The organism is Pseudomonas sp. PB103, assembly GCF_009764635.1.
In the GTDB taxonomy this organism is placed as follows: Bacteria; Pseudomonadota; Gammaproteobacteria; order Pseudomonadales; family Pseudomonadaceae; genus Aquipseudomonas.
The window spans coordinates 19,198-46,179 of sequence record NZ_RWIL01000026.1 but is presented as its reverse complement, the minus strand read 5'-3'; the positions used below and the strand labels follow the sequence as shown (position 1 = coordinate 46,179).

General features: G+C 59.3%; 19 protein-coding genes. 15 read left to right on the top strand and 4 right to left on the bottom strand.

Annotation, left to right across the window (positions count from 1 at the left end):
• Nucleotides 1–23 precede the first annotated feature (23 nt).
• Both EJA70_RS05310 and EJA70_RS05305 read right to left on the bottom strand, forming a co-directional pair.
• Nucleotides 24–887 (bottom strand): LysR family transcriptional regulator, encoded by an 864-nt coding sequence (locus EJA70_RS05310; protein WP_158830068.1) that lies wholly within the window; start codon nt 885–887, stop codon nt 24–26.
• A gap of 441 nt (nt 888–1,328) precedes the next feature.
• Nucleotides 1,329–3,047: a hydrogenase maturation protein gene (locus EJA70_RS05305; protein WP_158830052.1), complete on the bottom strand. Its 1,719-nt coding sequence runs from the start codon at nt 3,045–3,047 to the stop codon at nt 1,329–1,331.
• Nucleotides 3,048–3,344: 297 nt separating this feature from the next.
• On the opposite strand from EJA70_RS05305, the gene EJA70_RS05300 reads away from it, so the two are divergent.
• From EJA70_RS05300 to EJA70_RS05240, 13 genes are all read left to right on the top strand, one after another.
• Nucleotides 3,345–3,851 carry a sigma-70 family RNA polymerase sigma factor gene (locus EJA70_RS05300; protein ID WP_008088963.1) on the top strand — a complete coding sequence of 169 codons (507 nt, stop codon included), beginning with the start codon at nt 3,345–3,347 and terminating at the stop codon, nt 3,849–3,851.
• Nucleotides 3,848–4,798, top strand: a complete 951-nt coding sequence (locus tag EJA70_RS05295; RefSeq protein ID WP_158830051.1) for a FecR domain-containing protein — start codon at nt 3,848–3,850, stop codon at nt 4,796–4,798. Before EJA70_RS05300 ends, EJA70_RS05295 begins: the two co-directional genes overlap by 4 nt.
• A gap of 211 nt (nt 4,799–5,009) precedes the next feature.
• A complete protein-coding gene (locus tag EJA70_RS05290; RefSeq protein WP_158830050.1) occupies nt 5,010–7,931 on the top strand; it encodes a TonB-dependent siderophore receptor in 2,922 nt (973 codons plus the stop codon).
• 271 nt (nt 7,932–8,202) lie between these two features.
• Entirely contained in the window at nt 8,203–8,679 is a 477-nt protein-coding gene (locus EJA70_RS05285) for an antitoxin Xre/MbcA/ParS toxin-binding domain-containing protein (protein ID WP_081500502.1), read from the top strand.
• Nucleotides 8,676–9,179 (top strand): RES family NAD+ phosphorylase, encoded by a 504-nt coding sequence (locus EJA70_RS05280; RefSeq protein ID WP_158830049.1) that lies wholly within the window; start codon nt 8,676–8,678, stop codon nt 9,177–9,179. The genes EJA70_RS05285 and EJA70_RS05280 overlap by 4 nt, the downstream gene beginning before the upstream one ends.
• Nucleotides 9,180–9,297: 118 nt before the next feature.
• Entirely contained in the window at nt 9,298–11,952 is a 2,655-nt protein-coding gene (locus EJA70_RS05275; protein ID WP_158830048.1) for a TonB-dependent receptor, read from the top strand.
• Between the two features lie 304 nt (nt 11,953–12,256).
• Nucleotides 12,257–14,098 (top strand): extracellular solute-binding protein, encoded by a 1,842-nt coding sequence (locus EJA70_RS05270; protein ID WP_158830047.1) that lies wholly within the window; start codon nt 12,257–12,259, stop codon nt 14,096–14,098.
• On the top strand, nt 14,085–15,149 hold the full coding sequence (locus EJA70_RS05265; RefSeq protein WP_158830046.1) for a microcin C ABC transporter permease YejB: 1,065 nt from the start codon (nt 14,085–14,087) through the stop codon (nt 15,147–15,149). The genes EJA70_RS05270 and EJA70_RS05265 overlap by 14 nt, the downstream gene beginning before the upstream one ends.
• Nucleotides 15,149–16,171 carry an ABC transporter permease gene (locus EJA70_RS05260; RefSeq protein ID WP_158830045.1) on the top strand — a complete coding sequence of 341 codons (1,023 nt, stop codon included), beginning with the start codon at nt 15,149–15,151 and terminating at the stop codon, nt 16,169–16,171. Before EJA70_RS05265 ends, EJA70_RS05260 begins: the two co-directional genes overlap by 1 nt.
• Before the next feature lies 1 nt (nt 16,172).
• Nucleotides 16,173–17,792, top strand: coding sequence for an ABC transporter ATP-binding protein (locus EJA70_RS05255; protein ID WP_158830044.1), 1,620 nt, complete (start codon nt 16,173–16,175; stop codon nt 17,790–17,792).
• Nucleotides 17,793–17,835: 43 nt separating this feature from the next.
• Nucleotides 17,836–18,363 carry a PAAR domain-containing protein gene (locus EJA70_RS05250; protein ID WP_158830043.1) on the top strand — a complete coding sequence of 176 codons (528 nt, stop codon included), beginning with the start codon at nt 17,836–17,838 and terminating at the stop codon, nt 18,361–18,363.
• 12 nt (nt 18,364–18,375) lie between these two features.
• Nucleotides 18,376–19,413 (top strand): hypothetical protein, encoded by a 1,038-nt coding sequence (locus tag EJA70_RS05245; RefSeq protein ID WP_158830042.1) that lies wholly within the window; start codon nt 18,376–18,378, stop codon nt 19,411–19,413.
• Between the two features lie 95 nt (nt 19,414–19,508).
• The gene (locus EJA70_RS05240) at nt 19,509–20,015 is read left to right on the top strand and encodes a hypothetical protein (protein ID WP_158830041.1); all 507 of its coding nucleotides are present in this window, start codon (nt 19,509–19,511) and stop codon (nt 20,013–20,015) included.
• Between the two features lie 534 nt (nt 20,016–20,549).
• Here EJA70_RS05240 and EJA70_RS05235 read toward each other — a convergent pair.
• Together EJA70_RS05235 and EJA70_RS05230 are read right to left on the bottom strand one after the other, a co-directional pair.
• Nucleotides 20,550–20,867 carry an SCP2 sterol-binding domain-containing protein gene (locus EJA70_RS05235; RefSeq protein ID WP_007912567.1) on the bottom strand — a complete coding sequence of 106 codons (318 nt, stop codon included), beginning with the start codon at nt 20,865–20,867 and terminating at the stop codon, nt 20,550–20,552.
• A 64-nt stretch (nt 20,868–20,931) separates the two neighbouring features.
• Nucleotides 20,932–21,642, bottom strand: coding sequence for a histidine phosphatase family protein (locus EJA70_RS05230; RefSeq protein ID WP_158830040.1), 711 nt, complete (start codon nt 21,640–21,642; stop codon nt 20,932–20,934).
• 205 nt (nt 21,643–21,847) lie between these two features.
• Here EJA70_RS05230 and sohB point away from each other — a divergent pair, with 205 nt between their 5' ends.
• Together sohB and EJA70_RS05220 are read left to right on the top strand one after the other, a co-directional pair.
• On the top strand, nt 21,848–22,879 hold the full coding sequence (gene sohB / locus EJA70_RS05225; RefSeq protein ID WP_158830039.1) for a protease SohB: 1,032 nt from the start codon (nt 21,848–21,850) through the stop codon (nt 22,877–22,879).
• Nucleotides 22,880–23,071: 192 nt separating this feature from the next.
• Nucleotides 23,072–26,929 carry a dermonecrotic toxin domain-containing protein gene (locus tag EJA70_RS05220; RefSeq protein ID WP_158830038.1) on the top strand — a complete coding sequence of 1,286 codons (3,858 nt, stop codon included), beginning with the start codon at nt 23,072–23,074 and terminating at the stop codon, nt 26,927–26,929.
• Nucleotides 26,930–26,982 lie beyond the last annotated feature (53 nt).

The following is a 26,982-nucleotide window of genomic DNA, read 5'->3' as shown; positions in this document are numbered from 1 at the left end:
GGATCCGGTGCAAAGCGGCCGCTTCAGCTCAACGGGTTCCAGCGTTGTGACCAGTCGTCATCGGTCCGGATCACTTCGCGCAGCAGGTCGAAGGCGTGCTGCAGCGTCGCCGAGTCGCGGTCGCGCGAATAGACCAGGTAGGTCGGGTAGCTGAATTCCGGGGCTTTGGTCACCGGTTCCAGTGCGCCGCTTTCCAGGTAGGTGCGCACGACGCGGGTGCGGAAATAGCCGCTGCCGCCGTTTTCGAGGATGTATTGCAGGGCCAGCGGGCCGAGGTTGAAACTCAGCGCAGCCTTGGCCTTTTCCGGCAGGGCGGCGTCGTGCTGCCGGCGGAAATCCGGACCCCAGTCGATGTAAACGTAGGGATCCGGGCGGTCGGGTGCGCGCACCAGAATCAACTTCTCTTCGAGCACTTGCTCGACCTGCAGGCCCGGCCAGTATTCCGGCTGATAGACCAGCGCCGCGTCGAGTACGCCCAATTCGAGTTGGCGCAGCAGGTTTTCGCCATCGCGGATTTCCATGCGCAGCGCATGACCGGGGATTTTCTCACGCAGTTCGGCGGCCCAACTGAGCATCAGCGGGTTGCACAGGCTGACTTCGCCGCCGATGTGCAGCACGTTGTGATAACCCTCGGGCAGCGGCAGGTCACGGCGGGCGGCCTCCCAGGTCTGCACCAGTTGGTTGGCGTAGACCACGAACGCTTCGCCATTGGGCGTCAGCTTCGCCCCGGCGCGGTTGCGCACGAACAGCGTGCTGCCCAACTGGCTTTCGAGTTTCTGCACCCGAGCGGTGATCGCCGTTTGTGTGACGAACAGCTTTTGCGCGGCAGCGGCGAGACTGCCGTGGCGGACGATTTCAAGAAAGGTGCGGGCGAGGTCGATGTCCATGGGCGGGCCGGTGTTTGAAGTGCGCGCATTGTAAGTGGCCACTCGGTACCGCGTCATCGTTCATCGCTGGCAAGCCAGCTCCCACAATTTTAGAGGCGTTTTCAAAACCTGTGCCTAAACGCAAAACCCTGTAGGAGTGAGCCTGCTCGCGATGGCGTTGGTTCAGACAATGAGGATGTTGACCAGGCTGGCCTAATCGCGAGCAGGCTCACTCCTACAGGATTTTGTGGCGCTCAGGATTACGGATCTACCCCCGAACGGTGTAGGAGTGAGCCTGCTCGCGATGGCGTCGGTTCAGCCAATGAGGATATTGGCTGGGCTGGCCTCATCGCGAGCAGGCTCACGCCTACAGAGGGCAATGTTGATCACAGGGTTTGTGGTCAACACCGTCCACTGTGGGAGCTGGCTTGCCAGCGATGGGGGCATTGCAGACGCTGGAGATCAATCAGTCAGCTCAATTTCCTGGACCCGTGCCCAGTCTTCGATCAATCGTGCCGGCGTGCCGCAGGCTTTGCGTTTGTAGACGAAGTGGCGGCACTTCTCGGCGAATTGACTGCGGTTGTAGAGCATGTCTTCCTGCATTTCTTGCAGCTCGTTGTCGCGGCATTGCAGGATCAGCAGATGATCGACCCGCGACTTGCGTTCACGCACCGCCGCGTAGGTCGGATCGTTCAACGCACCATTGGCCCGTTGCAGCAGCCACAGGGCAAATTCATCCGGGCAGCGCGGGCCGATTTCCTGGACCATGCCCAGTTGCAACGCCTGCTGGGCACTGACCGGCAAACACGCCTGTGTCAGTTGTTCGGCCATCGCCGGGCCGACCGCGCGGGGCAAACTGTAGGTCCAGTATTCCGAGCCATACAGGCCCATGCTCTTGTAATGCGGATTGAGCACGATGTCGGCCCGCGCGAAGACGATGTCCGCCGCCAGCGCGAGCATCACGCCGCCCGCGCCGGCATTGCCGGTCACGCCGCTGACCACCAGTTGCCGCGCGCTGAGCAGCTCTGCGCAGACATCATCGATCGCCTGGATATTCGCCCACGCCTCCGCGCCCGGATCCTGAGCGGCCTGAATCACGTTCAGGTGCACACCGTTGGAAAAGCTGCCGCGCCCGCCCTTGATCAACAGCACTTGAGTATCGCGGGCCTTGGCCCAGCGCAGTGCCTCGACCAGGCGCTGGCACTGCTCGGTGCTCATAGCGCCGTTATAGAACTCGAATGTCAGCTCGCCGACATGCCCGGACTCGCGATAGGCAATCGGCTGATACGCTTCGGCGCTGAACGGCTGACTGGCGATTGACCAGTCCAGGTTCGGCACATTTGCCAGTTGCCCGGCCAGCACATGCCGTGCCGGCTGCTTGAAGGTTTCCTCGCCCGGTTGCGGTTTGCGCCGCAGGGCACCGATCCACACGCTGTGATCACCGGTGGCCACCAGCACCGCGTCGTCATGCACCGCGATAATGTCGCCGGGCATGCCTGTGCGCGAATCCAGGTGTGCGTCGTACACGTAGTACTGACCGCCGGCCAGACTCGCCAGCACACCAGGCTGGCCGTCCGCCGCATCGATGCAGCGTTTGATAAAGCGTGCGCAGTCGTGCCAGGTAAAGCTGCGATCGTCCTGTTTCATGTTCGGCTGCAAGCGCCCGCGCACGGCGGGATTGCTGTAATCCAGCGGCACCGGGACAAACCCTTCGCGAAATTTTTCCACCACCTCGCGAATGCACAGCATCGCCGCGTCGCTGACCCGGCCGTTATACAACTCGGATTTGCGCAGACCCGCCGGCAGGTTGAATTCGCAGGTCGCCCAGACTGGTCCGGCGTCCATTTCTTCCACCGCTTGCAAGGCGGTCACGCCCCAGCTCGGCAGTTCGTTGGTGATTGCCCAGTCCAGCGCGCTGGCACCCCGATCGCCGACGATGCCCGGATGAATGATCACCACCGGTCGCTGAGTATTGCGCCACAGCGCCTCGGGTACGCGGTCCTTGAGGAACGGACAGATCACCAGATCTGCGGCGCTGTTTTCGATCTGTTCGCACACGGCGCTTTCATCGGTAAACAGCACAACGCTGGGTGAATGCCCGGCCTGACGCAATTCCAGCCAGGCACGTTGCGTCAGGCCGTTGAATGCTGACGACAGCAGAATGATGTTGAGCGATTGCATGGGGGTCTTCCTTGAGTGGGATCAGCCGCGGGCTCCCGGTGAGCCGTCCTTGGCCTTCGATGGAGCGAGGAGATTAATCAGTGGTTGGGGCTGCGCCAGTGATCGAAGTCAACGTTGTGTCAGCCAATGTTTGCGCAGTGACGAAGCGCCTTATTCTTAAAGGTTTGCTTGTGATGTTTTTTTATTACTTCAAATGTGCGCAACCCTATTGCACAGTCGCGCCTGATCAGAGCCGGACGATCCCGGCAGAACGATGGTTTTTCGCAGCGGGTGGGACCCGTTTTCAGGGAGCAAGGCATGGGTGGACATAACCCGCATTACCAGATCATCGGGCAGATGTTCCAAAAGGACTATCGCTGGCTGTGCGCTGCCGTTAGCCGCACGCTGGGCTGCCCGCACAGTGCACAGGACATCGCCTCGGAAACGTTTCTGCGAGTATTGGCCTTGCCGGACCCGACAGCGATTCGCGAGCCCAGGGCGTTGTTGACCACTATTGCCCGGCGGTTGGTGTACGAAGGCTGGCGACGCCAGGATCTCGAACGCGCTTATCTGCAAAGCCTGGCGCTGGCGCCAGAGCCGGTGCATCCGTCGCCGGAAGAGCGGGCGCTGGTGATCGAAGCGCTGTTGGCGGTCGATCGCTTGCTCAACGGGTTGTCGGCCAAGGCCAAAGCAGCGTTTCTCTATCATCAGCTCGACGGTCTGACCTACAGCGAGATTGGCGAGCGCCTCGGTGTGTCCACCAGTCGCGTGCAGCAATACATGGTCGAGGCGTTCAAGCGTTGCTATCAGGCGATGCAGGCATGAGGGCGGACGAAACGCTGATCGATGAAGCCGCGCAATGGATGGCGCTGTTGCAATCGGGTGACGTCAGCCTCGGCGAGCGGGCGGCGTTCGAAGCCTGGCGTACGGCCGATCCACGGCACCAGCAGATCATCGAGCAAATGGGCGGTGGCCTGAACCTGTTGCGCAATCCGAACTTGCGCGCAGTGCCGCGCAACAGTCTGCTGCACAGCCTCAATGCACCATCGAGTCGGCGGCGATTTATCAGCGGCAGTTTGAGTGTGCTCGGCGTGGCGGTGTTGGCCGGGTTGCTCGGGCGGCGTTACGGCTGGCTGCCCGAGGCTGGTGAATTATCGACGGGAACCGGCGAACGTCGGGATTTTGCGTTGCAGGATGGCAGTGCGTTGACCCTCAACGCGCGCAGTCGCGTGGTGCCGTTGTTCGACAGTACGCAGCGCCTGCTGGCCTTGCGCAGTGGCGAGTTGCTGGTGGACGTGGCGAAGGACCCGTCGCGGCCGTTTGTGGTCGAGACCGAGCACGGTCGCATTCGCGCCCTCGGGACGAAATTTCTCGTGCAGCACAATGACGATTCCACACGATTGGTGATGTTGCATTCACAGGTCGAAGTGGTCACGGCCAGCGGTGCGCGGCAAGTGGTCGAGGCGGGGGAGAGTCTGCTGTTCAACGATCGCGGCATCCTGTCATTGCAGCGCAGCAACGGTCACGAAAGTGCCTGGACGCAAGGTCGTCTGGAGGTTCGCGATCGGCCGCTCAGTGAGGTGATTGACAGCTTGCGTCGCTACCGTCGCGGCATTGTGCATGTCAGCGCTGAGGTCGCCGATTTGCGCTTGAGCGGCCTCTATCCGCTGGACGACAGTGACCGCACGTTGCAGTTGCTCGAGCGCTCTTTACCGATCCGCATTCTTTGGCACAACCCCTACTGGATCAGCATCGAACCTCGCCCCAGTTAAACCCGAACGCCACCCCTGTAGGAGCTGCCGCAGGCTGCGATCTGTTGATCTTGTTTTTTTAAATCCAGATCAAAAGATCGCAGCCTGCGGCAGCTCCTACAGGGGGAATTCTGGTTATAGGGATATGACTTCTTGGCCTAATCGATGCTCTATAAAAAGCGCCGGTTCACTGCTCATTCCCTGCAGACGCCTTCAACAGGGAAGCCCCTCGATGTACTCATTCAAACAACAATTACCTCGACTGACCCTCGCCGCCGCTTTGGCGCTGGGCATGGGACCATTGACTGCGTTGGCGCAGTCGCCCGCAGCGGCGGTGTTCACCTTCGACATTGCCAGCGGCCCGCTCGATGAGGTGCTGCTGGACATCTCGCGGCAGACCGGCGTACCGATCTCCTTCAGCCAGGACCTGGTGCAAGGCAAACGCAGTGCGACGGTGCGCGGTGCATTGGGCGGGCGTCAGGCCGTGGAAAAAGCGCTGCTTGGCAGCGGCCTGCAAGTCGAGCAAAGCGCTCAGGGCTTGAGTGTTCGCGAAGGCGATGTGGCGGCTGTCACGCCGGCAAAAGTCAGCGCCGTGACGCCGGCCAGCAGCGCCGATTACCGCATGGAAAAAGTCACCGTCACTGGCTCGCGCATCGCCCGTGCGCAGAGCGATGGAGCGACGCCAGTTAACGTCATCACCCACGAAGAAATGGAAGCGCGCGGCTACAAAAACGTCTACGACGCCTTGGCCACCCAGACTCAAAACACCGGCATGACTCAGGGCGAAGACTACGGCAATACCTGGCAACCGGCGGCCAGCGCGCTGAACCTGCGCGGCCTCGGGCCCAACCACACGCTGGTGCTGATCAATGGCCGCCGCGTCGCCGATTACCCGACGCCCTACGATGGCAAGGTCAACTTCACCAACCTGGCGAACATTCCGTCGGCGGTCATCGAACGCATCGAAATCCTCAGCAGCGGCGCGTCGGCGATTTACGGCTCGGACGCGATTGCCGGGGTGGTCAACATCATCCTCAAAGACAAGATCAACGGCGTCGACGTCAACCTCAAGGGCGGCACCAGCGAGCGCGGCGGTGGCGACAACCAGCGCTTGCAGATCAGTGGCGGCGGCAGCTGGGGCGACTTCGATGGTTTGTTCGGGCTTGAACTGACCAACCGCGATCCGATCTGGGCCGATGATCGCGGCTTCATGCAGAGCGGCCCGCTGGCCGATGTCGGTTACCGCCGCGACCTGAGCAACAGCCGTTATCTGGGGCCGGGCTGCGGCGCCTACCAAGGCACGTTCGACAACAAACTGTTCAACAACGGCGGTCGCTGCCGCACCGACCAGATGTACAACGATTACTGGACGGTGCAGACCCAGAAGGAAAACTACGATGGTTACACGCGCGGCACCTGGCACTTCAGCGACAGCGGTCAGGTCTTCGCGGACTTGATGTATGGCCTCGATCACATTCAGAACAACACCCGCGGCCCGACCTTCACCTCCCCGGACTTCGTCAACCAGAACAGCGGCAATCTGGAGCGCTGGTATCGTCGTTTCGGTGAAGAGGAAATCGGCGGCCGTACCAGTAACAACAGCAAGTGGCGCGACACCTCGTGGACCGGCACCCTTGGCCTTTCCGACAAGATTGCCGACACCGGCTGGAACTATGATCTGGCGGCCAACCGTTCCGAGTATCGCAGCGTCCGCACCACGCGTTACACGCCGCTGTCGTCGATTCAGGACTTCTACCTCGGTCCGCAGTTGGGTGTCAGCGGCGGCTATCCGGTGTTCGCTCCGGACGCTTCGCGCCTCGACCGGCCATTGACGCCGCAGGAGTGGCAGCAATTTCGCGGCAACCTGACCCAAAGCAGCAAATCGGTGTCAACCAGTTACAACGCTTCGGTCAATGGCGATCTGTTTGATTTGCCGGCAGGGCCGGTAGGGTTCGCCGGAGTGCTGGAAGCGGGTAAACAGGAATATCGCGTGGACCCGGACGACGGCCTCAACGACGGCACCTTTTACGGCGTTAGCCCGGCACAAAGCTCCGGCGGCTCACGCAAGCGTTACGCGGCGGGCGGCGAGTTCAGCATCCCGGTCACCGACACCGTGCTGGCCACCGCGGCGGGGCGCTGGGATCAATACAAGTTCAGCGGTCGCACCGAACAGCAGAAAACCTACAACCTCGGCCTGGAATGGCGCCCGGTGACCAGCCTGTTGCTGCGCGGCAGTTACGGCACCAGTTTCCGCGCGCCGGACCTCAATTACATCTACCAGTCCGACAGCAACGGCTACTACCCGGCGCAGATCGACTATTACGGTTGCAGCCAGGGCGTGGAGGGCGCCTGCGATCGCGGGCGGGTCGATTACACGCAAAGCGGCACGGCGAATCTGGAGTCGGAACGGGGCAAGTCGTGGACCTACGGTTTTGTCTGGTCGCCGTCGCGCAACTTCGATTTTTCCACTGACTTCTGGCGCGTCGAGATCGATGACCTGCTGACCACCGTTGACGAAAACCGCTTGCTGCAAGAAGAGAATGAATGCCGCAACGGCACTCAGGACATCAACTCGGCCAATTGCCAATCGACGCTGGCACGCATTGATCGTAACGCCGGCAACGCCGCCATTGATCCCAATCAGTTACAGCGCGTGCGGGTCAATGCGATCAACGCCGCCAGCGAACGGGTCAGCGGCCTCGATTTCAAGAGCAACATTCGCTGGGGCGCGGGGCAGTACGGCGCTTTCAGTTCGGCGCTGGGCTATACCTTGGTGCTTTCGCATTATTACAAGGAGTCCGACGACGCACCGACCCAGGACTGGCGCACCTCGCGCACCAATTACGACTGGCGCAGCAAGGTCAACGCGAGCCTGACCTGGGATTACCAGAACGCCACGGCCACGCTGATGGGCATTCGTTACGGTTCGGTCACCAACGGCGCCGGTGACGGGCGCCTGTCACCCTGGACAGTGTTCAACGCCAGTGCGCGTTACAAATTGAACGACCGGGCCAGCGTCGGCCTGACGGTGAACAACCTGCTCAATCAGGTTAAACACGATGACTCGGCGGGCTGGCCGTATTACCCGACCGGTAACTACGACCCTTACGGCCGGCAGTGGTGGCTGGATATGAGTTATCACTTCGGCAGTTAAACAGGGCAAGTACGTCGTATACGTCCTACGGAAACTGGAGCCGCTTGTGCGTTATTGGGGATTTTTCCGACGACTTTTTCAGGTTGGTCGTCGGAAGCGCGATCTATAGCATCGGACCTGACATTGAAGTCGCTGAGCGGCTTGAACGCTCAGGTTCCCAGATAAAGGATCGATTATGCGTACCCCACACATCGAGCATGAAACGCCTGCTTATTCCCTGCGTAACTTCTGGATCGACGATCGCGCCAGATGCCCCATGGAGGATGTCGCAATGCCCACGCCAAAAACGCCCCGGCTGACGGGGCTAAAGAAGGTCGCGGGCAAGCCTGTCGATTTGCTCGTGCATGGCCAGGACCTCGGTGACGATGCCATGCTGATTGTCCGCCTTACCGACCAGGGCTTTGAGCTGAGCGACGTCGTCAACATGCTTTCAACTTCCGAAATGTACCTGCGCGAAGACATGGTCAAACGCATCACCGGCAGGTCTGTCAGAACCGTGCAGCGGTTGTTGAAGGAAGGCAAATCGATACGGCTTGACTCGCAGCAGAGTGTCGTCGCCTACCAATATGCGCTGGTGCTGGAGATGGCCACTCGGGCGTTCGGGGGGCTGTCACAGGCGGAGATATGGATGCAAAAACCCACCCCTTACCTTAACGGCTACGTACCGTTGGAACTGACCCGCCACCCACTGGGTTTCCAGATGGTCGAGCAATACTTGTGTCAGCTCCTGTACGGGGGTTACCCATGAATCCCTTGCCCTGGGAAGGGCACTGGTATGGCTGGCGCCTGGATCAGGAGGCCTACGGAGAGACGTGGGACAGCGGGATGGGTTCAAAACTGAAGGGCGGTCGATGGAATGCGCCTGGCCGGCGAGTCGTCTACGCATCTGTCGACCCGTCCTCGGCCATTCTGGAGGTAGCAGCCAATAATAGTTTTGATGCACTGGACAGAGAGCCCTATGTGTTGACGTGCTTTGAGGTCATCCGCGATGCACGGGTCAAAGTCGTTCAGCCCGAAGAGGTACCGAATCCTTACTGGTTGAGTCCCGCGTGGCCGTCTCCCAATCAACAGCGGTTTGCCGACGCTTTACTGGATGAGCATCCATTTCTCCTGATTCCCTCGGCGGCAACCCGCCACTCGTGGAATCTGCTGGTGAGCTGCGACCTGGCAGAGGGGCAATTCAGGATGGTCTCCCAGGAGCGGTTTGGCCTGGATACCCGGTTGTTGAGGGAGATGGCATCGGCCTGATTCGCAGGCATGAGATTTTTTGCATAACCTCATCACCCAACGGTCTAAATCACTCTCTATAAATCCTTATTCGTCATTGCACATCCCTGCATAAACCAAAACGCAGGGATGGCTGTTCATGATTCAGTTTTCACCCGTCAAATCACCTTTGAGCCTGGCCTTGCTGCTGGCAATCAACACGCTGCCAGCCATTGCCGCCGACAGCACAGCAACCGAACCGACCACCCAGCTGCAACGCGTCGAAGTCACGGGTACGGCGATCCGCCGGGTCGATGCCGAAACGGCAGTGCCAGTGACCATTCTGCGCGTCGAAGAGTTGCGCGAGCAGGGCGTTTCGACCACGGAGGAGCTGGTCAGCCGCATTTCTGCCAACCAGTCTTCGGTCGGTTCCGGGCGTTCGGTCGGGTCGAGCAGCGGCGGTGCGGCTTATGCGGACTTGCGCGGCATCGGCGCTAACAAGACGCTGGTGCTGCTCAACGGCCGGCGTCTGAGCAACAACGCCACCAATGCGATCAATGGCTCCGGTGTCGACCTCAACACCATTCCATTCGCTGCCATCGACCGCGTTGAGGTGCTGCGCGATGGTGCTTCGGCGTTGTATGGCACCGACGCGATCGGCGGGGTGATCAACTTCATCACCAAGACCAGCCTCACCGAAGGCCAGATCAGCACCAATTACGACACGCCGACGCATTCGGGCGGCGGCGAAAGTCGCAATTTCAGCGGTAGCTGGGGCTTCGGCGATTTGCAGGATGACCGCTTCAACGTCTTCGGCGTGGTCAGTTACGACAAACAGCAACGACTGGCCGCCGATGACCGCGATTACACGTACAACTACCAGCCCGGTCGCGGCCTCGATTACACCTCCGGGACTGCGTCGCCCGCCAATTGGAGCCAGGGCCGCAACGCGACTAATCCATTGGCTGGTTCCGGTTGCAACGCGCCGGGGCTGCTGTCGCGCAACGGTATCTGCCGCCAAAGCCTGTGGAATTATCTTGATCTGGTGCCGGAAACCGAGAAGACCTCGGCGTTCGCCAAAGCCACCGGCAAGCTCTCGGACGATCACAACGTTAGCCTCGAATACTTCTGGGCTCGCAACGAGAACCGCACACAGATCGGCCCTGGCACCTTGATGGGCAATCAGGTCAATCCTGGTACTGCGTTCTATCCGGGCAACGGCATCACGCCTGGGCCGAGTGGTTTTGCCCTTGATCCGACACAACCGGTGGATGTGAACTGGCGTGAAACCGCCGTTGGCGCACGCCAGCATGAAGATGACAACACCAGTCAGCGTCTGCTGCTGAGTTTCGATGGCACGCTCGCCGGTTGGGATTACAACCTCGGCGCCTCGTACAACCAAAACAAAGTGGTCAACAGCATTGAGGCCGGCTACGTCAACGACCGTGCGGTCAGTGACGGCATTGCCAACGGCGTGATCAACCCCTTCGGTCCACAGACGGCGGCAGGTTCTGCGCTGTTGGCGGCCAACGCGGTCGACGGTGACTACGCCACAGCGGTCGGGCGCGTGAAGGCGATCGACGGGCGCATCAGCCGCGAGATCGGCGATTGGTTCGGTGCCGGCCCTTCGGCGCTGGCGCTGGGAGGCGAGTATCGCAAGGAAGATTTCCATCAGGACTTTGCGCAGTTTGCCGGCGACGTACAGAGCCTCGGCGTTGACCCTAACGGCAGTGTCGCCGGGGATCGCAGCGTCTCGGCCGAATACGCCGAGGTCAACGTGCCGGTGCTCGATAGCCTGGAATTGTCCGCTGCGGTGCGCCACGACAAGTACAGCGACTTTGGCAGCACCACCAATCCTAAATACTCGTTCCGCTTCCAGCCGTTCAAGGAACTGGTGGTACGTGGCGCCTACAGTGAAGGCTTCCGCGCGCCGTCGTTGTATGAGCTGTACAACCCGAACTTCACGACCTTCACCAATGCCAACTACAACGATCCGCGATTGTGCGCCGGTGGTAATCCGAGCAACGGCGGCATCGCCAACCGTGACTGTGCACAACAGTTCAACCGCAGCACCGGTGGCAACACCGACCTGAGCCCGGAAACCGCGCGTAACGTCACCCTCGGTTTTGTCTATCAACCGTTCGAACGCCTGACCACGGGCCTCGATTTCTGGTGGATCGACATTGCCAACCAGATTGCCGAGTTCCCGGAATCGGCTGTGTTCGAGAACCCGGAGTTGTACCCGGAACGGCTGATCCGCAAGCCTGATGGCTCCATCGACCATATCGTCACGGGCCTGGCCAACCTCGGCAAGATCAAGACCAACGGCGTCGATGTCAGCTTCGACTACCGCTTGCCGAGCACCCCGTACGGCAATTTCGGCATCGGCCTGCAAGGCACTTACGTCACCCGATATGACTACCAGCAGCAACAGAAGGGCGACTACATCGACAAGCTCGGCGACTTCCGGGGCGGCGACTTTGCCTCGGCCGGCGCGGTGGCACGCTGGCGGCACAGCCTGACCGGCAGCTGGAATTACGGCGCGTACGGCGTGGCGCTGACCAACCGCTACACCAGCGGTTACCACGACTCCGACCGCGACACCCACGACTACGTCGGCTCGTACAACGTCTGGGATCTGGCCGGCACCTACACCTGGCGCAAAACCCTCAGCGTGACCCTCGGCGCGAAAAACCTGTTCGACCGCGAGCCACCGTTCAGCAACCAGACCTACACGTTCCAGAGCGGTTACGACCCGAAATATGGCGACCCGTTTGGGCGGACGCTGTACACGCGGGTCGCCTACAAATTCTGAATAAGCCCCTGTAGGAGCTGCCGCAGGCTGCGATCTGTTGATTTTCCAACGGCAAAAGATCGCAGCTTTCGGCGGCTCCTACAGAACAGGTTTTAGCAGTTGGTGCGGATTTTAGTCAGTTATTGATCTAAAGCCTGCCCTATAAACATGGCCGGCCTGTTGCACATCACAGGTAGGCAGAAGGTGTGTTGACTGTTCTGGCCCCATCGCTGGCAAGCCAGCTCCCACATGGAATACAGACCCTGTGGGAGCTGGCTTGCCAGCGATGAGGCCAGTAGCAGCAACGTGTAAAAGGGATCTGCCCATGTTATCCAGGCTTATTGTGTTCAGCGCTTTCGCGCTATTAACCCCGCTCAGTTGGGCGGCGCCGCAACCGGCACTCACGGTCTACGGCGAAGCGCCCAAGTACGCCGCTGATTTTCAGCACCTGGCCTACGCCAACCCCAATGCGCCGAAGGGCGGAAGCTTGCGTCGCTCCTCGCTGGAAAGCGGCCCGTTCGATCACCTGATTCCCTACACCGACAAAGGCACCGGCGTGGCCGATGTTGATGGCTGGCTCTACGCGCCGCTGGCCTATCGCAGCAAAGACGAGCCCTACAGCGTCTACGGTCTGGTGGCGCAGCAGATGGAGCTGGACAGCGACCGCCGCTGGTTGCGTTTTTACCTCAACCCCAATGCGCGTTTCGACGACGGTACGCCGATCACCGCTGAAGATGTGCGCTACACCTTTAACCTCTTCATCACGCAGGGCAGCCTCAAATACCGTCAGCAGTTTCGCGATGTCGCCGAGGTTGTTGTGGAGTCTCCGACGCAAGTGCGCTTCATCTTCAAGAACAACGACAGCCGCACCTTGCCGCTGGATCTGGCGACACTACCGGTGCTGCCCGAACATTGGTGGCGGACACGTGATTTCGCCGAGGGCGGCGGTTTCGAAATTCCGCCGGGCAGCGGCCCGTATCGGATCAGCGCCGTCGATGCCGGGCGCAGCGTGAAATTCCAACGGGTGCAGGACTGGTGGGCCAAGGATCTGCCAATCACCCGTGGGCTCTACAACTTCGATCAATTGAGCGTGGAGTTCTTCGCCGACACCGACGTGTCGCGGCAAGTGCTCAAGGCCGGCGGCTTCGATTACAACCGCGAGTTCTCCGCCACCAGCTACACCATCGGGTATGCCGGGGCCGCGCTGGAGCAAGGCAGATTACTTCGTGAACATCTCGCACCCGGTGCCGCTCAAGGTGCGCAGGGTTTTGTGTTCAACCTGCAGAAACCGCCGTTTCAGGATCGCCGCGTGCGCCAGGCAATCGCCATGCTCTGGGATTTCGAATGGACTAACCGGCAGATGATGCGCGGCATGTACCTGCGTCAGCACAGCTACTTCTCCCACAGCGCACTGGCGGCCCGCGAACTGCCGGACGCCGAGGAACTGAAAATCCTTGAACCCTGGCGCGGCAGGATTCCCGACGAGGTCTTCACTCAGGTGTTCCAGGCGCCGAAAACTGATGGCAGCGGCAACATTCGCGCCGAGCAGTTACGGGCGCTGAAGTTGCTCGAAGACGCTGGCTGGAAACCGCGCGGCGATCAGTTGGTGAACGCCAATGGCGAGCCACTGCACTTCACTTTCCTTAACGGCCAGAAGGGCTTCGAACGACTGCTGTTGCCCTTCAAACGCAATCTCGCACAGATCGGCATCGGCTTCGATATCCGCCAGGTCGACACCGCGCAATACACCAACCGCGTGCGCAATCGCGACTACGACATGATCGTCGCCGGTTACCCGGTGAGCCAGGCACCGGGGCGCGAGCTGTTCAATTACTTCGGTTCCGATGGCGCCGATGATCCCGGCTCGAACAATTACATGGTACTGCGCGATCCGGCCGTCGATGCACTGCTCGAAGGGCTGGTGCAGGCCGACAATCGCGAGAGTCTGCTGCGTCACGCGCACGCCCTGGATCGCGTGCTGCAGTGGGGTTACTACTGGGTTCCGAATTATTACCCGCCGGGGATTTCCACGGTCTGGTGGAACCGCTTCGGTCGTCCGGCCATTGCGCCACTGTACGACGCCGGCCTCGACAGCTGGTGGGAAATCAGCCCGACCGCACTGACCTCGACCCAGATGCAAAAGGAATACAGCCATGTGGGGTTATAGCCTGCGGCGTCTGCTGCTGATCGTGCCGACCTTGTTGGCGATTCTGCTGGTCAACTTCGTCATCGTCCAGGCCGCGCCCGGTGGCCCGGTAGAGCAGGCCATCGCGCGCTTGCAAGGCATTGGCGTCGGCGCGGCCGTGGGCTCCAGCCATGTCGAAACGGTGGGTGGTGAATCCCGCGCGACCCGAGGGCTGGACCCGAAACTGGTGGCCGATATCGAGCGTCAGTACGGCTTCGACAAACCCGCCAGCGAGCGTTTGTGGCTGATGCTCAAAAGCTATGCGCAACTGGATTTCGGTCAGAGTTTCTTTCGCGGTGCCAGCGTCACTGAACTGATCTGGCAGAAGCTGCCGGTCACCTTGTCGCTGGGCCTGTGGGCGACACTGATCACCTATCTGGTGTCGATTCCGCTGGGCATTCGCAAAGCGGTGCACAACGGCTCGGCGTTCGATGTCTGGAGCAGCGTGGCGATCATCGTCGGTTATGCGTTGCCGGGATTTCTGTTCGCGCTGCTGCTGATCGTGGTGTTCGCTGGCGGCACGGCGCTGGACTGGTTTCCGGTGCGCGGGTTGGTCTCGGACAACTTCGCCCAGCTGTCACCGTGGGGCAAGGTCGCCGACTATTTCTGGCACTTGGTCTTGCCGGTGACGGCGTTGGTGATCGGCGGTTTTGCCACCTTGACGATCCTCACCAAGAACAGCTTTCTCAACGAGATCTCGCGCCTGTACGTGGTGACCGCGCGCGCCAAAGGGCTGAGTCAACGGCAGGTGTTGTACGGCCATGTGTTTCGCAATGCGATGCTGCTGGTCGTCGCCGGTTTGCCGCAAGCGTTGGTCACGGTGTTCTTCGGCGGTTCGCTGCTGATCGAAGTGATCTTTTCCCTCGATGGCCTCGGTCGGCTCAGTTACGAAGCGGCGGTGGCACGCGATTACCCGGTGGTGTTCGGCTCGCTGTTCATCTTCACCCTGTTCGGCCTACTGATAAAACTGCTCGGCGACCTCTGCTACATGCTGGTCGACCCGCGCATCGACTTCACTGCGAGGGCTGCCTGATGCTGACATTATCTCCAATCGGCCAGCGCCGCTGGGCGCGCTTCAAGGCGCATCGGCGTGGCTGGTGGTCGTTGTGGCTGTTTCTCGCGCTGTTCGGCCTGAGTCTCGGCGGTGAGCTGGTGGCCAATGACAAGCCGCTGTTGGTGACGTATCAGGGCGACTGGTATTTCCCGGCGTTCAAGCGCTATACCGAGCAGGATTTCGGCGGCGAGCTGCCTTTTCAACCGGACTATCGCAGCGCGCAGGTGCGGCAATTGATCGAGGGGCGGGGCGGACGGATGTGGTTTGCGCCGATTCCGTTTGCGTTCGACACGGTCAATTACGACCTGACGGAGCCTGCGCCGAGTCCGCCCAGTGGCGCCAACTGGCTGGGCACCGATGATCAGGCGCGGGACGTGCTGGCGCGGGTGATTTTCGGCACACGCGTATCGCTGCTGTTTGCCCTGGCGCTGACGGCGGCGAGTGCGCTGATCGGTATCGCCGCCGGGGCATTGCAGGGCTACTACGGCGGCTGGGTCGACCTGATCGGTCAGCGCGTGCTGGAGGTGTGGTCGGGGCTGCCGGTGTTGTACCTGCTGATCATTCTGTCCGGGTTTGTCGAGCCGAATTTCTGGTGGCTGCTGGGGATCATGGCGCTGTTTTCCTGGTTGAGCCTGGTCGATGTGGTGCGGGCCGAGTTCCTGCGCAGCCGTGGCCTGGAATATGTGAAAGCGGCACGCGCGCTGGGTGTGGGCGATGCGCAGGTAATCGTTCGACACATTCTGCCCAATGCCATGAGCGCCACGCTGACCTATCTGCCGTTCATTCTCACCGGGGCGATCGCGACCTTGTCGGCGCTGGATTTTCTCGGGTTTGGCATGCCGGCCGGCAGTGCTTCGCTGGGCGAGTTGATCGGCCAGGGCAAAAGTAATCTGCAAGCGCCGTGGCTCGGTCTGACCGCGTTCTTTGCCTTGGCGCTGATCCTTTCATTGCTGGTATTCATCGGCGAGGCCTGCCGCGATGCGTTTGATCCGAGGACTTGATATGCCTGAACATCTGATCGAAATACGCGACCTGCGCGTCGCTTTCAATGGCCAGCCAGTGGTGCACGGCATCGACCTCGATATCCGCCCCGGCGAATGTCTGGCGCTGGTTGGTGAGTCCGGCTCGGGTAAATCGGTGACGGCCCACAGCATTCTGCAATTGCTTGACCCGGCCATCACGCAGATTGACGGCAGCATCCGCTATGCCGGCGAGGAGTTGCTTGGCGTGCATGAGCGCTACTTGCGGCAATTGCGTGGCAACCGCATTGCGATGATTTTTCAGGAGCCGATGAGTTCACTGAACCCTTTGCACACGATTGAGCGGCAACTGGGCGAAAGCCTGGCGCTGCACAAGGGGCTGGCCGGGGCGGCGGCGCGTCAGCGCATTGTGCAGTTGCTCGAACTGGTGGGCATTCAACGCCCGCGCGAACGGCTCAAGGCCTATCCGCATCAACTCTCGGGCGGTCAGCGCCAACGGGTGATGATTGCCATGGCGCTCGCCTGCGAACCGCAGTTGTTGATCGCTGATGAACCGACCACAGCGCTGGACGTGACCGTGCAGCGCAAGATTCTTTTGCTGCTCAAAGAACTGCAGGAGCGGCTGGGCATGGCGCTGTTGATCATCAGTCATGATCTGAACCTGGTGCGCAATATCGCTCAGCGCGTGGCAGTCATGCGTGGCGGATTGATCGTCGAGCAGGCGCCCTGTGACCAGTTGTTCAGCGCGCCGCAGCATCCTTACAGCATTGAGTTGCTCAACGCCGAACCCGGTGGTGAGGCGTTGTGCCGGGAGCCCGCTGAGAATTTGCTGGAGGTGCGTGACCTCCATGTGCGCTTTCGTTTGGGCGGCGGTTGGTTGCGCGCGAAGTCCTGGTTGCATGCGGTCAATGGTATTGATTTGACTCTTCAGCGCGGCAAAACCCTGGGGATTGTTGGCGAGTCTGGTTCAGGCAAGTCGACACTGGGCCAGGCCATTCTGCGTTTGCTGGATGCCCAGGGCAGCATTCGCTTTCAGGGCGAGGCGCTGGAGCACTTGAGCGGCAAGCAACTCAGGCCGCTGCGCAAACGCCTGCAAGTGGTGTTTCAGGATCCGTTCGGCAGCCTCAGTCCGCGCCTGTGCGTGGAGCAGATCATTGCAGAAGGTTTACAGGTGCACAGCGATTTGAACGCCAGCGAGCGTGAGAGCGCGGTGATCGATGTGCTGCGTGAAGTCGGTCTCGATCCGGCCACCCGCCATCGCTATCCCCACGAGTTCTCCGGTGGTCAGCGGCAACGCATCGCCATTGCCCGGGCGCTGGTGCTCAAGCCCGACTTGATCCTACTGGATGAACCGACGTCGGCACTGGATCGCACGGTGCAAAAGCAGATCGTGGCTTTGCTGCGGCGTTTGCAGCAAGAACATGGCCTGACCTACCTGTTCATCAGCCACGATCTGGCGGTGGTGCGAGCGCTGGCGCATGACCTGATCGTGATGAAGGAGGGCCAAGTGGTGGAGCGTGGTCAGACGGATCAACTGTTTGCGGGTGCGCGGCATCCTTATACGCAGGAGCTATTGGCGGCATCGTTTGCCACAGCGGTTTTGCCTGTGACACATACCGACAGACTTTTATCCGTCGTGTAGATCCGGTACATTCCGCGTCCTGGCCAATACAAGGAAGTAGATGATGGCAAAACCTGCCGCTCGACTCAGTGATCTCAATGCCTGCCCGGTGACCGGTCACGGTACCAATGCAAGCAACAGCGGTTCACCCGACGTGAACATCAACGGCATGCCCGTGCTGCGTGTTGGCGATACCACGGCTTGCGGTGACTCGGTCACTGAAGGCATCGGCAACATCCTGATCAATGGCAAACCCATTGCCTTTCTTGGCAGCGCCACCGCGCATGGCGGTGTGATCATCACCGGCTCCGGTGACGTCTTCGTCGGCACTGCCGTCGGTTCTGCGCCATTTACCCCGATCATCACCGTGCCCAAGCACAGCGAACGTTTCCAACTGGTGGACGAAACCACCGGCGAAGCCATTCCCGACATGCTCTTTTGCATCGAAACCGGTGACGGCCAGCGCCTCGTCGGCCATACCGACAACCATGGTAACGCCGCGCGGGTATTCACCGCCGATCCCACCTCCATTGTCGTGCAATGGGGCAAGGAAGCCGCCGCTCATCTGGATGCACTGGGCATCGCTTACTAAGGAAGGTTCAACGTGGCGACACCGGACAAGAAACAGGGCGAGACCAGCGATCAACACGCGACGACGCAGGTGAAGGGCTCGCTGGCGCAGGACTATGTGACTGTCGTGGGGGCATCCTACATGTCGCTGTATGAGAAGGTTCGCGGCCAGAAAGGCAACAAGATGCGCTTTATCAATCAGGGCATCCGTCAACTCACCAAGTACCCGGCAGGTACTCCGACCTTTTCTGTCCAGCGAGTGTTTCTGGTGTTCAAGAATGATTACCCGGACAACTTGCTGGCGGCTTTGAAAGACGTCGTGGAGAACCAACACGGTGCGCAGTATCGAGAGATGGATTCCATCTCCGGTGTTGTCGACTTCATTGCCACCCGGCAACGTCGGGGCCGGGAAATCAAACAACTGGATTTCTTCTCCCACGGCGTAGTGGGCAGTATCGAACTGGGCTATGAACTGGATAAAAACGACAGTTATCGGCTGCGTGATGCGCAGGCTCAGATGTTCAAGCCCGAGGCATTCGCCTACGGTGCGAAAATTTACTCGTATGCCTGCCGTACCGGTTTGGGTATCAACGCCAATCTCCACGTGAATGAAGGCGAAGATCCCCATTTCGAAAGCAGTCTGGCGCAGATTCTCGCCAACTCGACTCAAACCACCGTTTGGGCGTTTCCACGACGCAGCAACTACGACACCACCTACGGCACCTCGGCCGAGCGCGAGTCCGTGCCGGGGATCCGCAAACAGGCGAGTAGTGATGCCCAGGCAATGGAGGCATACACAGGTCAGAAGATTGCCTATCAGCGAAAATTGGCAGCGCATCGCAAGCAGGCGAATGACCCCGCTGCTCAAATTCCTGGAGAACAGGCGCCGCAGGCACCCAAACCCACGCTCACCGAAGAACAGCGTAACTTGATGGCGCACGACGACAGTCGAGCGTTGTATGAAAAGAAGGTCGGGTTCCCTCTGGATGCTTTAGGCGCACATCGGGATGTTCGTTCAGGTGATACGCCTGATGGTGTTCCTAAACAACTCTGTGCCTATAAACCCCTATGAAAATAAGGGCGTTAACGGCTAAGCAGCTCCTGTTGTGCTTGCTGCTGGCCGTCGTCAGTGTTGCAACACTTTTTATTTACGCCAAGGAAGAACACATGTCCGCCAAAGTGATGATGTATTACGGCGCCTGGAGTCCCGAAGAAGTGCGCTTTGACGCCACTCGGTGGTTCAGTTCCGGAATGTACCGCCCTCGCTTGGAGGGGACGCCGGCGCAGGCGAGTCCGTTGACCATGCTGCGTGATAAGCCGGAAAGCTTGCAGGCTATTGCAAACGACGTTCTTTTGACCAAGGTTCTGGTCGCGATCGAACAAAAATATCCGAAGGTCGATACGGAAGATTTCGTCCTGAATACCCCGGATTTGCGTCGTCAAATACGCTATGCCTACAGCGCATTCTCTGAGCCGGACAAACCAGTGGATTCCTATTGGCTGTTTGTAACCCTCCAGAACGATACTTACGTCGTCACACTGGATTGGGACGTCACCGCCAAGCAGTTGCTGACCGGTGCCATGGCCTCGCACCTGGTGAAAGGGAGTGATGAAGAGGTCGCGTACCTGCAAGTACAAAACGAGCTCGCAAAAGCGGCTGCCGCAAAGCGTTGATTTGCAGGATTTGAAAAACTTCGCAGGCGAAATTCAAATATCGAACGAAAGTCGTCGACGGAGATGTTCGCGGGTCATCGAGTGAAAAGTCTTTTTTTCAGGATCAGGGGCGTTCAAGCGCTCATGTTGCTTGCTGTCATTCTTCCCTTGAGTTTTTATTTCTGCTCTTCAAGAGTTGATATGTATTACGGCGACTGGAGTCCGGAAGAAAACCGCTTTGATGCCTCCAAGTGGTTTCGTAACGGAATGTACCGGCGTGATGTTGTGAATGGCGAAGCCAGCCCCGTCACCCTGCAACGTGATCGGCCACTTCTTCTGACATCGGCAAACAACGATGCACTGGTCGCGATGGCGATTGTTGCTCTGGAGTCTGCGGACCCCCGGTGGCAGCGTCCAGTTAATGTACCCCGACAGTCAGACCCAGATCGCCGATCGGCAGGTCTTCAAGGAGTTGGACGCCGACGGCATCCAGTGACCCAGAAACGACAAATCCCGCCATCAAGGCGGGATTTGTTTTTCAAGCGGACCGTAGTCTTACGACGGGAACAGCTCGGACAGTTTCATCGACAGCATCATGTCGCCTTCAACGCGCAGCTTGCCGCCCATGAAAGCCTGCATGCCGTCGGTTTCGCCGCTGACGATACCTTTCAGGGTTTCGCTGTCCAGCACCAGTGTGCAGTTGGCGTCCGGGTTTTCACCTTCCTGGATATCGCAGGTGCCATCTTTGACGATCAGCGAGTACTGCTTGTCTTCGTCGGTGATGTTGAAACCGAAGACCAGATCCAGACCGGCAGCAGCGGCTGGGTTGAACTTGGCTTGCATTGCTTTTACGGCATCGGCTACGGAGGTCATGGTTCGATCCTTTCTTGGATAGTAGGCGCTGGTTGATTACAGCAAGGTTCACAGCTAACCGGACTCAACGGAAAGTGATGAGTTCCGGAGCCTTCAACAGCTGCAGATGTGCATGACTGTTAAAGGAGGCCAAAGCCACCTCGCGACCGCGGAACTTCAGCTGGTTGAGCGAGGTGTTGACGATTTGCCAGTTCAATTCAAAGGCCTGTCTGGCAGGCATCTGCGTAATGAGGTGGAGCAGGGCGGTGATGGTGCCGCCGGAGGTAAAGACTGCGATCTTCTGGTTTTTTTCAGCCTGTTCAAGGATTCGATGCAATCCAGCCTGGACTCGTTCAACGAAGCCCAGCCAGCTCTCCAGCCCTGGCGTGTCATAAGTGCCGGCCAGCCAGCGCTCGATGATCAGGGCGAAAATACGCTGGAACTCACCACGGTTCTGCGCGGCGTTGCGCAGGATGTCGACGGCTTCTGGTTCGTCTTCCAGCATCGCCGGGAGCAGGGCACGGATCACCGCGTCGGCATCGAATTCATTGAACGCGGAATCAGTCTCCAGCGTCGGCACTTTCAGGCCTTTGGCGCTGAACTGCTCAAGTGCGCTGGTGGCTGTATGCTGCTGACGGCGCAAGTCGCCGGCAATGCACCGATCGAAGCTGAGCCCCAGTTCAGCCAGGTGCTGACCGAGGATTTCTGCCTGGCGCACACCGGTCGGCGACAGGACGTCATAGTCGTCTGCACCAAAGGAGGCCTGGCCATGTCGAATCAAGTAGATGCTGCCCACGTCCGCGTCATCCCGGTACGTTGAAGGTTGTGGCGAGGTTATGAGGATGATGGGTAGCTGTCAATGAAAAAACATACGCTTGTTTGAAATGCCCGTTACAGGCGTGTTGCCAGAGGTTTCACGGCTGGCCGACGAGCCGGCGCATGGGTATGCTGACGTCATCCCGCGTGTGTTGCACATCCGCGCATTGTTTTAAGGAGTCTCTGTGGAGTTTTTGACTGAATACGCCAGCTTCCTGGCAAAGACCGTGACCCTGGTGATCGCCATTCTAGTGGTGCTCGCCAGTTTTGCCGCGTTGCGCAGCAAGGGCCGGCGCAAATCGGCCGGTCAGTTGCAGGTCAGCAAGCTCAATGATTTTTACAAAGGCCTGCGCGAGCGTCTGGAGCAGACGCTGCTCGACAAAGACCAGCTCAAGGCTTTGCGCAAGGGACAGGCCAAGACCGAGAAAACCGAGAAGAAGCAGAAGAACAAACCTGACGCCAAAGCGCGGGTATTCGTGCTGGATTTCGACGGCGACATCAAGGCCTCGGCCACCGAAAGCCTGCGTCATGAAATCACTGCACTGTTGACTCTCGCCACATCGAAAGACGAAGTTGTCCTGCGTCTGGAAAGTGGCGGCGGCATGGTTCACAGCTATGGCCTGGCGTCCTCGCAACTGGCGCGGATTCGTGAAGCCGGCGTGCCATTGACCGTGTGCATCGACAAGGTTGCTGCCAGCGGCGGCTACATGATGGCGTGCATCGGTGAGAAGATCATCAGCGCCCCGTTCGCGATTCTCGGCTCGATCGGCGTGGTCGCGCAGCTGCCCAACGTCAACCGCCTGTTGAAGAAACACGACATCGATTTCGAAGTGCTGACCGCCGGCGAATACAAGCGCACCCTGACCGTGTTTGGCGAAAACACCGAAAAGGGCCGGGAGAAATTCCAGGAAGACCTCGACATCACCCACCAACTGTTCAAGAACTTCGTCTCGCGCTATCGCCCGCAACTGGCGATCGACGAAGTGGCCACTGGTGAAGTCTGGCTCGGTGTCGCAGCGCTCGACAAACAACTGGTCGATGAACTGAAAACCAGTGACGAGTACCTGGCGGAGCGCGCGAAGAAGTCCGAGGTTTACCACCTGCATTACGCCGAGCGCAAAAGCCTGCAGGAGCGCATCGGCATGGCGGCCAGCGGTTCGGTGGATCGCGTGCTGTTGAGCTGGTGGAGCCGCTTGACCCAACAACGCTTCTGGTAACGCTCGAAATCAAAAGATCGTCAGCCCCTACAGATATCCCCATGTAGGAGCTGCCGAAGGCTGCGATCTTTTGATCTTAAACACCCCCCTCTAAGCGAATTTTCCTCGCCCATCGCGGAAACGTCCTGCATTTTTCTCGCCGCGCATCCTCTAGGTTAATGACTCCTGTAGCGATGCAAAGGATTGCAGAGAATGATGGAGAACGCAGAAACCCGCCGAAACAGGCACCAACAGTGGGCCCTCGAACTGGAAGCCGCGTTGCCGCAAAGCGCCACCCGGTTCACCAGCAAGCTGATTGAAAGCCACTGGGGTGCCGATATCGCGCCGATGACGTCGCAACTGGCGTATCTGCAATACGATTTTCGTGGTTATCCCGCGCTTGAAGGAATTCATCAGGGACGTCTCAAGAGAGCCGAAAGTCTGCTTCACGCGGCCATGAGCAATCAGCAGACGGTCGGCGCCGGGCGTTTCGGTGAAACGGTATTTGGTCTGTACACCCCGCCTCCGGTGGGGCCGCGTATCAATATCGCCGACATCGATGAATCGGCGTTTCCCGAGGGCGGGCAAGCGGACTATGAAGGCATCTACCGACAAACCATTCCCCAGCGTTACGAACCGCAAACGCAGCTCGCATTGCAGCCACACGCCTTCAAACGCTGGGTATGGACACTGGAACTCAAAAATCAATACAGCGCCTACGTCAAACAGGCCTGGCCGGCCGACGCCGACATTGAGACAGGCAATGATTTTCCCCTGAAAACCACAGTAAAGTTCGCCTATGTCCTGGCTGCTTACCTACAACATCAAGAACAAACGCTGTCTGACGATGGGCTGAAACTGGCATTGCGCGGAGCAGGGCTGGATCCGCAACAATCCTGGGAATCACTCACCCTTGAGCATTTGCAAGGGCGCTTTATCGAGCCAAAGGACATCCAGTTCAGCCGCTTGCGCATCTATCGTTATGTCGCGACCGACATCTGGTGTTTCTCTCAACAGGGCCACGGTCGAAGGTTGCTCTATGTCCCCGGCAACTCGTCGCCCTTTCAGGAGTTCGCCGATGTTCAAGCGATGCGCTACTGGCTGACCGAGGTGGGGCGCAGTATCGACATGACCATCGCCGTGGCCGCGCACTTCATGGAGGATGATCGCGTTGACGGCGTTCTGCACGCCGGTGTGCTTACGGCCCTGCAAGGCATGGCGATATACCCGCGACAACATCACCTGACCCCCTCCGCCGGTTTCTTCAACAACGATGGTTACTGGAAGCCGGCCGACTACGCCAATCTGGAGAAGGTCGCTGAGGGCACTGATCCATTTGCGCAGATGGTGAGGGCGATGAAACAAGCGGCGCTCGACAGCATTGCCACGATCCATGATGACGCCGAGGTCAATCGTCAGCAATTGAACGCAGTGGTCGAGCCGCTGGTGCAGTGGCTCAACCGATGCGGGCCGTTGGCGCTATTGATTCCCGGCGGGGAAGGCTTGCTGGCATTGGCCGGTCTGATTGATGCCGGTTACGGGCTCGCCGAGACGGTCAACGCGACAAATACAACCGAACGTTCACAGGGCATTACTCGAACCGTGTTCGGTGTATTGAACGCGCTACCGGTGCTGGCAGGGCAATTGATCGCTCACGCAGAACCCGCCATCGTAAAAAGCCTGCAAGAGGAGTCAGTTACCGCGCGCCAGGCTGCGGAGCATTCTGCCGGGGTGGCCGAGCCCGGCGTAGCACTGTCGGTCGAAGAGCAAATTGCCTTGATGCAGGGTATCGGGCCAAGCATCGAGCGGTTCAGCAATCATGTCTTGCTGCAGATTCGCCATGTCAGTGGCGTGAGCGATGACGCTCTGCGCCTGATGCAGACTGACGGCCGAGTGCTCACGCCAATTTTGCAGGACACCATCAGCCGTTTCGCCATTGATCAGGATCTGCAAGAGGCCATCGATGCGCTCCCTGAATACTCGGCGCAGGCTCAACAACTGCAACGCACCCGAGCCGAAACCTTCCATCAGCGTCACGAAGCCCTGCAACAATCTGATAATTCCTGGGTCAGGTTGTTTCGCCAGCAATATCCGCAACTCCCCACGAGCGCGGTGGAGCAAATGCTTGACCGCTCAGGCGTGGACATCGCTGCGCCGCATACGCTCGCCGACAGCAAGCGTGTTTTCAGCCGGTTGGCTGATAAGGCGCAACAGTACGAACAACACTTTCGGGTCTGTCGAGCCTTTGAAGGGCTCTATCTGAAGTCGTCGATTAGTGCAGACAGCGATGTTCTGGTTCTGCATACCCTCGAGCGTTTGCCCGGCTGGTCGTCATCAACACGAATCGAAGTACTTGAGGGCGGCGCAGGTTCGAGGGTGATCGACAGTATTGGCATAACCTCCACAGGCGTTAAAACGCAACTGGCCAAAACGTCCGGGATGGCGTTTGAGCAGCGCCTGCTCAATGTCCTGACAATTGAACAGCGGTCGGCGCTGGGGTTGCGCCTCGATCATGAACTGGCTGACCTTCAGGCGAAAATCCGATTGCACGCATTAACACAACCCGAGCTGATGCTCGGACTGCGTCGGATGGATACGGGGGCTCACTTTCATTTCGCCGGGTTACGCGGCGGCGGTTTTCCCGCTACGGCCCACGACGCAGACTTTTCCAGTCAGGTGATGAGGCTGCAGGTCAAAGAAATTTACCCGGCTGTTTCCGATGCTCAAGCCGACGATTTTTTGCGTGCGCTCGGCTTGGGGGCGCAGGTTGAACTGGATAGGCTAAGACTGCAAACGGCACAGTTGCGCAACGACATCACCGAGTGGATCGAAGACATCCACACGGACATCCATGACATGGATGTCGAATTGCTGCCGGACAGCGAAGGCCTCGCACGGGGCATGAGTGCTGTCGAAATCGAAGAAGAAAACGATGCCCGCCTCGAAGCCCGAATGCATAGGGAGCGCGAAATTCGTTATGAGCTGGCCGAAGAGTTGATTGCCATTTGGCAAAAACGCAGTGGGCCTGAGAGCCGAGTGTATGAGGATGGGCGGTTTATCGGTTTTCACCTGGACATGGATTTCGATCCCATGCACAGCTTGCCGCAACTCAACGTCAAGTTTCGCGACGTCATTTCGCTGTCGATGCCTGATTTTCAAGTGACCCAGCGCGGCAGTATCAATGGCTTTCTCGAATGCTTCCCGAACCTGCGCTGGTTGGGCATGAGGGGCGTCGATTTACGTCTTTTCAATGAACTGGCCCAGGAGGTTGGCAAATTGCCCCCCGCCATCAGCCAGATGAGCCAATTGGAGACGCTTGATCTGAGTTCAACCGGGTTGGTTTTAACGGATGAAACCGCCGGAAAAATCGCTGGGTTGAAGCGACTGCGTATCATCGACCTCAGTAATAACCCGTTGGGCGTTGCGCCACTGCTGATGGGAATGCCTGAACTGCGCCAGCTCAAGCTACGCGGCGCCGGCCTCACCGTGAGCCCTGTCGGCATTTTTGACTATCCCTACCTGCGGCGTCTGGATCTGCGCGATAACCGACTGACCCGCATACCCGAAGCCGTGCGGCGACAGTCGGTGGCAGAGGGGAACGTGCTGCTGTCCGGCAATCCGCTGAGTGATCCCGACAGTTTGCGCTGGGTGGTGGAGCATCGTCAGCAAAGCGGCATCAATGTGTGGATGGGGATGCCGACACACACTGTGTTTCTTCCGGGGGCCTGGACGGCTGGATTATCGGCTGAGCGTGCGGAGCTGTTCAGCGCACGCTGGGAGCGGATAGCGGTCATGCCGGGGGGAGACCGACTCTTTGGCACACTTGGAGTGCTGACCCGTACAGCGGATTACATCGTTGACTTTGTACCGTTGCAAAGTCGTGTCTGGCGGATGTTTGAGGCCATGGATGCTTCCCCGGCACTGCGCCGGTACCTGTTTCAGGATGTGCAATGGCCAGCGCTGGACGGTCAGGATCCGTTTGCCAGTTTTACTCGGCTTGAAGAAACAATAGCCACTTACATTGAGTCACCGGTGAAAAAACCTAGGCTCGATGGAGGGGAACCATCATGAATACGCCTACTGCAATGACGCCCGAAGAGCTTTTGCGCGAATGGCGGCGACTG

Excerpts from the sequence above, each read along its gene's own strand:
- EJA70_RS05310 (WP_158830068.1), bottom strand. The coding sequence starts at position 887 with ATGGACATCGACCTCGCCCGCACCTTTCTTGAAATCGTCCGCCACGGC.
- EJA70_RS05305 (WP_158830052.1), bottom strand. The coding sequence starts at position 3,047 with ATGCAATCGCTCAACATCATTCTGCTGTCGTCAGCATTCAACGGCCTG.
- EJA70_RS05300 (WP_008088963.1), top strand. The coding sequence starts at position 3,345 with ATGGGTGGACATAACCCGCATTACCAGATCATCGGGCAGATGTTCCAA.
- EJA70_RS05295 (WP_158830051.1), top strand. The coding sequence starts at position 3,848 with ATGAGGGCGGACGAAACGCTGATCGATGAAGCCGCGCAATGGATGGCG.
- EJA70_RS05290 (WP_158830050.1), top strand. The coding sequence starts at position 5,010 with ATGTACTCATTCAAACAACAATTACCTCGACTGACCCTCGCCGCCGCT.
- EJA70_RS05285 (WP_081500502.1), top strand. The coding sequence starts at position 8,203 with ATGCCCACGCCAAAAACGCCCCGGCTGACGGGGCTAAAGAAGGTCGCG.
- EJA70_RS05280 (WP_158830049.1), top strand. The coding sequence starts at position 8,676 with ATGAATCCCTTGCCCTGGGAAGGGCACTGGTATGGCTGGCGCCTGGAT.
- EJA70_RS05275 (WP_158830048.1), top strand. The coding sequence starts at position 9,298 with ATGATTCAGTTTTCACCCGTCAAATCACCTTTGAGCCTGGCCTTGCTG.
- EJA70_RS05270 (WP_158830047.1), top strand. The coding sequence starts at position 12,257 with ATGTTATCCAGGCTTATTGTGTTCAGCGCTTTCGCGCTATTAACCCCG.
- EJA70_RS05265 (WP_158830046.1), top strand. The coding sequence starts at position 14,085 with ATGTGGGGTTATAGCCTGCGGCGTCTGCTGCTGATCGTGCCGACCTTG.
- EJA70_RS05260 (WP_158830045.1), top strand. The coding sequence starts at position 15,149 with ATGCTGACATTATCTCCAATCGGCCAGCGCCGCTGGGCGCGCTTCAAG.
- EJA70_RS05255 (WP_158830044.1), top strand. The coding sequence starts at position 16,173 with ATGCCTGAACATCTGATCGAAATACGCGACCTGCGCGTCGCTTTCAAT.
- EJA70_RS05250 (WP_158830043.1), top strand. The coding sequence starts at position 17,836 with ATGGCAAAACCTGCCGCTCGACTCAGTGATCTCAATGCCTGCCCGGTG.
- EJA70_RS05240 (WP_158830041.1), top strand. The coding sequence starts at position 19,509 with ATGTCCGCCAAAGTGATGATGTATTACGGCGCCTGGAGTCCCGAAGAA.
- EJA70_RS05235 (WP_007912567.1), bottom strand. The coding sequence starts at position 20,867 with ATGACCTCCGTAGCCGATGCCGTAAAAGCAATGCAAGCCAAGTTCAAC.
- EJA70_RS05220 (WP_158830038.1), top strand. The coding sequence starts at position 23,072 with ATGATGGAGAACGCAGAAACCCGCCGAAACAGGCACCAACAGTGGGCC.